At 60.6% G+C, this 7,583-nt stretch carries 8 protein-coding genes; 2 read left to right on the top strand and 6 right to left on the bottom strand.

All coding sequences use genetic code 11. The annotated features are described in order from the left end of the window. Positions 1-38: 38 nt before the first annotated feature. Both AC1D2P_RS29795 and AC1D2P_RS29790 read right to left on the bottom strand, forming a co-directional pair. Entirely contained in the window at positions 39-881 is an 843-nt protein-coding gene (locus AC1D2P_RS29795) for a PhzF family phenazine biosynthesis protein (RefSeq protein WP_109786662.1), read from the bottom strand. A 23-nt stretch (positions 882-904) separates the two neighbouring features. Next, positions 905-1,612 (bottom strand): glutathione S-transferase family protein, encoded by a 708-nt coding sequence (locus tag AC1D2P_RS29790; protein WP_109786663.1) that lies wholly within the window; start codon positions 1,610-1,612, stop codon positions 905-907. Between the two features lie 371 nt (positions 1,613-1,983). On the opposite strand from AC1D2P_RS29790, the gene AC1D2P_RS29785 reads away from it, so the two are divergent. After that, positions 1,984-2,658 (top strand): histidine phosphatase family protein, encoded by a 675-nt coding sequence (locus tag AC1D2P_RS29785; RefSeq protein WP_109786664.1) that lies wholly within the window; start codon positions 1,984-1,986, stop codon positions 2,656-2,658. A gap of 91 nt (positions 2,659-2,749) precedes the next feature. After that, the gene (locus AC1D2P_RS29780) at positions 2,750-3,805 is read left to right on the top strand and encodes a permease (protein WP_223522506.1); all 1,056 of its coding nucleotides are present in this window, start codon (positions 2,750-2,752) and stop codon (positions 3,803-3,805) included. Positions 3,806-3,942: 137 nt separating this feature from the next. Here AC1D2P_RS29780 and mnmH read toward each other — a convergent pair whose 3' ends face one another. The 4 genes from mnmH to AC1D2P_RS29760 all read right to left on the bottom strand — a co-directional run bounded on the left by mnmH (position 3,943) and on the right by AC1D2P_RS29760 (position 7,385). After that, positions 3,943-5,046, bottom strand: coding sequence for a tRNA 2-selenouridine(34) synthase MnmH (gene mnmH, locus AC1D2P_RS29775; protein ID WP_477758222.1), 1,104 nt, complete (start codon positions 5,044-5,046; stop codon positions 3,943-3,945). Then, positions 5,046-6,080, bottom strand: coding sequence for a selenide, water dikinase SelD (gene selD, locus AC1D2P_RS29770; protein WP_109787239.1), 1,035 nt, complete (start codon positions 6,078-6,080; stop codon positions 5,046-5,048). The genes mnmH and selD overlap by 1 nt, the downstream gene beginning before the upstream one ends. A gap of 146 nt (positions 6,081-6,226) precedes the next feature. Beyond that, entirely contained in the window at positions 6,227-7,183 is a 957-nt protein-coding gene (locus AC1D2P_RS29765; protein ID WP_223522504.1) for a quinone oxidoreductase family protein, read from the bottom strand. A gap of 28 nt (positions 7,184-7,211) precedes the next feature. Next, positions 7,212-7,385, bottom strand: coding sequence for a DUF1427 family protein (locus AC1D2P_RS29760; RefSeq protein ID WP_077431753.1), 174 nt, complete (start codon positions 7,383-7,385; stop codon positions 7,212-7,214). Positions 7,386-7,583 lie beyond the last annotated feature (198 nt).

Genomic DNA, 7,583 nt, shown 5'->3' with positions numbered 1-7,583 from the left:
GACGCAGCCTCGCACGCTCGGCAGCTGCTACAGGGCGGTTAAAGCATCAGGGTGCCGGTAATGCAGGTCACCACAGCACCGCCAATCCAGATCTCATCACCCACCTGATCCACCTGGATGCGCCCCGCTCGTCCCATCGTCAAACCCTGGCTGACCACATAGGAGGCAGGCGCCAGCCCTTCAGCGAGCAACCATTGCGCAATCCCTGCGTTCAGACTGCCCGTGGCGGGGTCTTCCGGCATGCCGTCACCCGAGATGAACGCCCGCACTTCGAACTGTGCGTCATCACCATCGCGCTCGGGATTGCACGGCGCGATCACGCCGACGGCCAGGCCCAGCATTTGCGAATGATCCGGCTGCAAGTCCAGCACCTGTTGGCGCTCTTCGAGCATGACTGCCAGCCATCCGGCACCGTTATCCACCCACTGCGCCCGCACAATCGCCCCAACCTCCAGGCCAAGGCCGCGTCGCACGCGCTCCACCAGTTCGGCGTCCACCGGCCCGGCGTTAATCAGGGGCGGCGCGAGAAAGGCCAACTGCGCGCCTTGTCGACGAATACGCACCAGTCCGACGCCGCACTCCTGAATAATCTCCTCGCCCTTGGGCACGCCACCGGCCTCAAGCCACGCATGGCAGGTGCCCAGGGTCGGATGCCCGGCAAATGGCAACTCGTTCAGGGTGGTGAAGATCCGCACCCGATAGTCGGCCCGCGGATCGCGCGGTTCCAGCACGAACGTGGTTTCACTGAGGTTGGTCCAGGTCGCGAACGCGGCCATGCGTTCCTCACTGAGTTCGTCCGCACCGAACACCACTGCCAATGGGTTGCCCTTGAGGGCGACGCGGCTGAAGACATCTACTTGCTTGAAATCGAATGAACTCATTGCCTGCCTTGGTCTTGAAGAAATCAAAGGATCGATTTGGGAATTTCCAGCCCGCGCATGACGGCCGGCCGCGCCAGGAAACGCTCCAGCACGCGTGTGACATTCGCAAAATTCTTGATGCCCACCAGATCGCCCGCTTCGTAGAAACCGATGAGGTTGCGCACCCACGGGAACGTTGCGATGTCGGCGATGGTGTAGCGCTCGCCCATGATCCAGTCACGCCCTTCAAGGCGTCCATCCAAAACCTTTAACAAACGTTTACTTTCCTCGACGTAGCGGTCGCGCGGTCGTTTGTCCTCGTAGTCCTTGCCGGCAAACTTGTTGAAGAAACCGAGCTGGCCAAACATCGGCCCGATGCCTCCCATCTGAAACATCAGCCATTGAATCGTCTCGTAACGCGCGGCCGATTCCTGAGCCAGCAGTTGCCCGCTCTTGTCGGCGAGGTAAATCAGAATCGCCCCGGACTCGAACAATGGCAGGGGTTTGTCCCCGGGACCATGGGGGTCGAGGATGGCCGGAATCTTGTTGTTGGGGCTCAGTGACAGAAACTCGGGCGACATCTGATCATTGGTGTCGAAGCCCACACGATGCGGTTCATAGGGCAGGCCGATCTCTTCAAGCATGATCGACACCTTGACGCCATTGGGGGTCGGCAAGGAGTAAAGCTGGATCCAGTCGGGGTATTGGGCTGGCCATTTTTGGGTGATGGGGAACGCGGACAAATCGGTCATCGGGAACATCCGTCGCTAAAGAAAGGGATGAGCATAATCCAGGATTAGCGCCCGTTGCTTGCGATCTTTTCGCGTTATCAAAACCATTGATGAACACGATCGAAAGATCTCAGCCTTTGCCCGAGCCTCAAGGTGTAGGGTGTCCACAAATTCGCAACATCTTGTCGATAACCTTCGCTGCAACCCGCTCAAGGTTGTCGATACAGTGCTGCGCAACCACCGGACGCGAACCAAATGGGCATCGGAGGACTCTGAGCAATGCCCTTTCGGACTCGGACCGACTCAAAGACATGGAAAACACTCGAAGCTGGGAGCTCGTGGTGTAAAGGTTTGTCAGCCTTAACCGAATGCGCTGAAGATCACTTATACCAATGACCAAACTTTTTAAATTCGCTAAACGCTTCAAGCACCGTGCGTTTATTGTTCTGCCGGTGCTGCTGGCGGCAAGCGCAGTGTTTTTGTTGCTGGAGTCCCGCGAAAGCCGTGCCCAACCGGCGGACGGCACCCAGACACTGGTGTTCCTGCGTCACGCAGAGAAACCCGCCGGTGGTTTGGGCCAACTCAATTGCCAGGGCCTCAACCGCGCCATCGACCTGGCCACCTTATTGCCGGAAAAGTTCGGCAAGGCCAACTACGTGTTTGCCGCCAACCCGACGCGCAATGTCGAGGAAGGTGAACTGGACAACTCCTACAGCTATATCCGTCCACTGATGACCATCAGCCCCAGCGCGATCAAGCTCGGTTTGCCGGTGAACATCTCATTCTCGGCCAACGACACCAGCGACCTCGCCGAAGAATTACTGCACGACAAGTACCACAACTCCATCATCTACACCGCCTGGTCCCATGGCTACCTGCCAGAGTTGATCAACAAGGTCGCTGGAGACGCCGTCGGCAAGAAGCAGAGCATCACCGAAGACTGGGCGTCCAGCGACTACGATTCGGTGTTCGTACTCACGTTGACCTGGCAAAACGGCAAGGCCAGCCTCGTCAGTCACAGCTACAAACAAGGGCTGGATAACGGGTCTCAGACTTGTCCGACCTAAGAGGTCGGCAACATCCCACAGCCGGTGAAGACCACGACAGCCAAGGGGCGGGCTATCATGTATGCAACTTCCCCTTGTCTGGACTCTCTCCATGTCACTCTCATCCGCAGCTGTCCCCGCCCGGGGTTGGTCGTTCTGGTGGAAACCTGCCCTTTTCGTCGTGGTCGCCTGTATCGGCCTCTATTACGTCAAGTGGTCGCCTTACTACCTGAAAGCCTTCATCGCCGCTGACAATCACAGCATCGGCGCCTCCATCCTCAATGACGAACAGACCGCCCCGCTGGCCGCCGCGCTGACGTACGCGAAGGTGTACTTCCTGGCGATCTGGAAAGCCGCCGTGCTGGCCGTGATTCTCGGCTCCCTCCTGCAAGTCCTGATTCCACGAGACTGGCTGCTGCGCCTGTTCGGTCGCGCCAGCTTCGCTTCAACCTTGCGTGGCGGCCTGTTCGCCCTGCCGGGGATGATGTGCTCGTGCTGCGCCGCCCCGGTGGCCGCGAGCATGCGTCGCTCGAATGTCTCGGTCGGCGCAGCGCTGGCCTTCTGGATCGGCAACCCGGTGCTCAACCCCGCGACGCTGGTGTTCATGGGGTTCGTGCTGGGCTGGGGGTTCACCGCGTTGCGATTGGTCGCCGGGATTGTGCTGGTGTTCGGGGTGTCGATGATCGCTCAACGCATCAGCGGCCCGGAAACACTGCCTGAAGCTGCCGTCGAGGCAGTGGCCGAAGTCAGCGAAAAAGATACCCAACCATTCCTGACACGCTGGGCCAAAACCCTGTGGAGTTTGTTCTGGAGCACCATCCCGATCTATATCCTGGCAGTCCTGGTGCTGGGCGCGGTGCGGGTCTGGGTGTTCCCGCACATTGACGGGGCCATGGCCAACGGCCTGCTGTGGCTGGTGCCGCTGGCAATCATCGGTACGTTGTTTGTGATTCCTACCGCAGCAGAAATCCCTATCGTGCAAACCATGATGACGTTGGGCATGAGCACCGCCCCGGCCGTGGCATTGCTGATGACCCTGCCGAGCATCAGCCTGCCGTCGCTGCTGATGCTGCGCAAGGATTTCGATGCGCGGGTGCTGGTGAGCGTGGCGCTGATGACCATGGCAATTGGTGTGATCAGCGGGTTGATCGGGGCGGCGTTGCTCTAGGTTTTGTAACACCGGTCAGATCGCCTTCGCGAGCGGCTCGCTCCTACAGTGGATCTCGGCAGTACACACAATCTGTGTTCACTGAAGATTCAATGTGGGAGCGGGCTTGCCCGCGATTGGGGCCAGTCAATACAACCTCAACCTTGCTGATTGACTCGCTCGCGCAGGTATTCGAGTACCGCTACCCTCTCCCCAGCAAACTCGATCCGCACGCCTTTCTTCTCCCGCTGAAACGCATACATCGGGTCGTAATACTCGCGAAGCAACCCTTCGATCCAGCCCCGATGCAGGTCCACTGCACCGCTTCGGCCCTGCTCGGCCAAGGCTTCTTCCATCAAGATCAACATCCGGCGATGGCGTTCGCCGCCCAGGCGTTTCTGCACGTTGTTCAGGCTTTCCAGCATACGTGCGCAAAACAACGCAAACCCTTCATCGCCATGCACGCCGATGAACTCGGCACACAGGTCCACCACGTAGTCGCGCAATATTCGTTCGACACGCCCTTCGAGGCTGTCTTCCAGCCAGACCATCGGAAATTGCTGCATGCCCTGATACAGCGGCAACGGCAATGCGCAACTGCCGACTGCCCGGCTCTCGTCTTCCAGCACAAACTGCTCGATGCCGTGGGCACGCTTTTTCAGGACATCCACCGCCAGACGGTTTTCAAAATCAATGTTGGACGGCTGCCCGGTCGCGCGCTTGCCGAAGCTGGAGCCGCGATGATTGGCGTGGCCTTCAAGGTCCAGCCCGTTGCTCAACTGCGTCAGCACTTCGGTCTTGCCGGTGCCGGTCATGCCGCCCAGCAAGACGAAATCGCACTGGGTCACCGCCTGATCGAGCGTGTCGAGGAGGAACGTGCGCATGGCCTTGTAGCCGCCACCGACCCGGGGATAGTCAATGCCGGCTTCGTCCTTGAGCCATTGCTGGACGATCTGCGAACGCAAGCCGCCGCGAAAACAATACAAATAGCCCTCGGGATGCGCCCGGGCGAAATCGGCCCAGGCATGGATGCGTTCAGCCTTGATCTCGCCGGACACCAGTTGATGCCCCAGCGTAATGGCCGCTTGCTGCCCGTGCTGCTTGTAACAGGTGCCGATGCGCTGGCGTTCGCTGTCATTCATCAGCGGCAGGTTGACCACCCCCGGGAATGAACCCTTGCTGAACTCCACCGGCGCGCGGGCATCCATCATCGGCCGGTCGTTGAGAAAGATGTCGCGGTAATCGGTGAAGTCGATCGACATCAAAACACCTCAACCGCGTGTGTCTGTCGCTCAACCAGTTCGCCGATCGGCTCAAGGCTCAGGCCCAGCTCGGCCGCCACTGCCAGGAACTGTTCGTTGCCCTCGGGCGTGACCGCAATCAGCAGGCCACCGCTGGTCTGCGGATCACACAACACGCGTTTGTGCATTTCCTGAAGCCGCCCCAGTTTGCTGGCATAACTGTCGAAGTTGCGCAGCGTCCCGCCCGGTACGCAGCCTTGGTCGAGGTAATACTCAACCCCTGGCAGGCGCGGCACGCGGTCGTATTCGATGCGGGCAGTCAGGTGGCTGCCGTCAGCCATTTCCACCAGGTGCCCCAGCAGGCCAAACCCGGTGACGTCGGTCATGGCGGTCACGCCGTCGAGCTTGCCGAAACGGCTGCCGGGTTTGTTCAGGGTGCACATCCAGTCACGGGCCAGGCCGATGTCGGCATGGCGCAACTTGCCCTTCTTCTCGGCGGTGGTGAGGATGCCGATGCCCAGCGGCTTGGTCAGATAGAGCAGGCAACCGGCCGTGGCCGTGTCATTGCGCTTCATGTGGCGCTTTTCCACGAGCCCGGTCACGGCCAGGCCGAAGATCGGCTCCGGCGCATCGATGGAGTGCCCACCGGCCAGTGGAATCCCGGCTTCATCGCAGACCGAACGGCCACCGCGAATCACTTCCCGGGCAATCTCCGGCGCCAGCACATTGACCGGCCAGCCGAGGATCGCAATCGCCATCAGCGGGTCGCCCCCCATGGCGTAGATGTCGCTGATGGCATTGGTGGCGGCGATGCGGCCGAAATCGAACGGGTCGTCGACGATGGGCATAAAGAAGTCAGTGGTCGAGACCACGCCACGTTCTTCATCGATGGAATAGACCGCGGCGTCATCGCGCGAGGCGTTGCCGACCCAGAGTTTCGGGTCCAGGTTCTGCGCCCCGCTGCCGGCCAGAATCACCTCCAGCACCTGGGGGGAAATCTTGCAGCCGCAACCTGCGCCGTGGCTGTATTGGGTCAGACGAATCGGCTCGCTCATGGGAGGCACCTTGGGAAGTCAGTGCGAGCGATTCTAGCATTGTGTCTGGTGATCGTTCCGAATGCCTCAACGGACGCTTCGCGTTCAGCTAGAGACGCGGAGCGTCCCGGGCTGCATTCCCACGCAGAGCGTGGGAACGATCACCGTTACGGCAACAGGATCACTTTGTCGCCACTGCCCTGATTCACTTCTGAATACCGCTCCAGGCCTTGGGACAGCGGTGATTCAAACAAGCCCTCGGGCAATGGCAACAACCCCTGATCGAAGAACTTGCCGAACTGATCGAGCATCGCCGCGCACGCCTGAACCCCGTACAACAATGAGTTGATCCCGACCACCGAGCCACCCTTGCGATACAGCGCCAGCGCCGGCAATTGCACCATGCCGTCCACCGGTGCGGCGATGATGGCGATGCGGCCGAACGTCGCCAGTGCCGGGACTGAGGCCGGCAGCCAGAACCCGGTGGTGTCGAAGATCACGTCAGCGCCGCCGCTGTACACGGTGTTCACCTGAGCGCCCAGGTTTTCCGGATTATCCAGTTGCAGGGTTTGATAGCCCTGAGCCTGCAATTCCTTGACCTGCTCCGGTCGCCGCGCCGCCGCCAGCACCTGAGCTCCGCGCACCTTGGCCAGCGCCAACGCCGCGCTGCCCACCGCGCCGCCGCCGATCACCAACAATCGCGTTTGCGCCGTCACCAGGCTGCGCTCCAACGCATCCCAGGCCGTGGTGTACGGCACGCCGAGGCTGGCGGCCTGGGCAAAACTCAGGTGGGTCGGTTTGAGCGCGACACCGTTGGCCGGCAGTTTGACGAATTGCGCATGGGAGCCATCGGCAAAGAACCCCAGCTCACGCCCGGTGCCCCAGACGTCCTGACCAATCAACGCCTGCGGACCTTCAACCACGACACCGGCAAAATCCCGACCGGGAATCCGTGGCAACGTGGTGTAGGGAAATCGACCCAGCACATTCTTCACGTCGCTGGGGTTGAGGCCCGCGGCCTTGATCTGCACCAGCACTTCATCGGCGCCGGGTACCGGAGTGGGCACGTCAACGTAGCGCAGGGCCGAGAGGTCGCCGGTTTTGTCGAACTGCAATGCTTTCATGAGCGTTTCCATCGAATAAATAAACGGTTCAGGAGATCCAGCCAGCGACCAGTTGCCGCCCCATGGGCCACAACTTTTCACCGGCCAGCATGCCGAGCAGCCCGACCAGCGCGATGGCCGGCGGTGCGGGGGAACGAAAATCCAGTGCGCCGTAGAGCAAACCGACGCCCAGACCAATGGCCAGTGAGATGAGGTAGCTCATGGCTGACTCCGTGGGCTATTAAGATAGGCCAGAGTCTAATGGCAGGTTGCACCGGGCATCGGCCAAGTGCTTCTGCTTTCCGGCCAAAGCACTAATGCCGAATACAAGACGACGTGTAGCCGCTGGCGAAGCCTGCGTCCGGCGGCGAAGCAGTCGTAAAATCAGGCAACGCGGTCGTTCAGTAATACCGTGCTAGTA

Source organism: Pseudomonas sp. P1_F1_2 (assembly GCF_056405815.1).
This window is presented reverse-complemented; position numbering and strand designations above follow the sequence as displayed.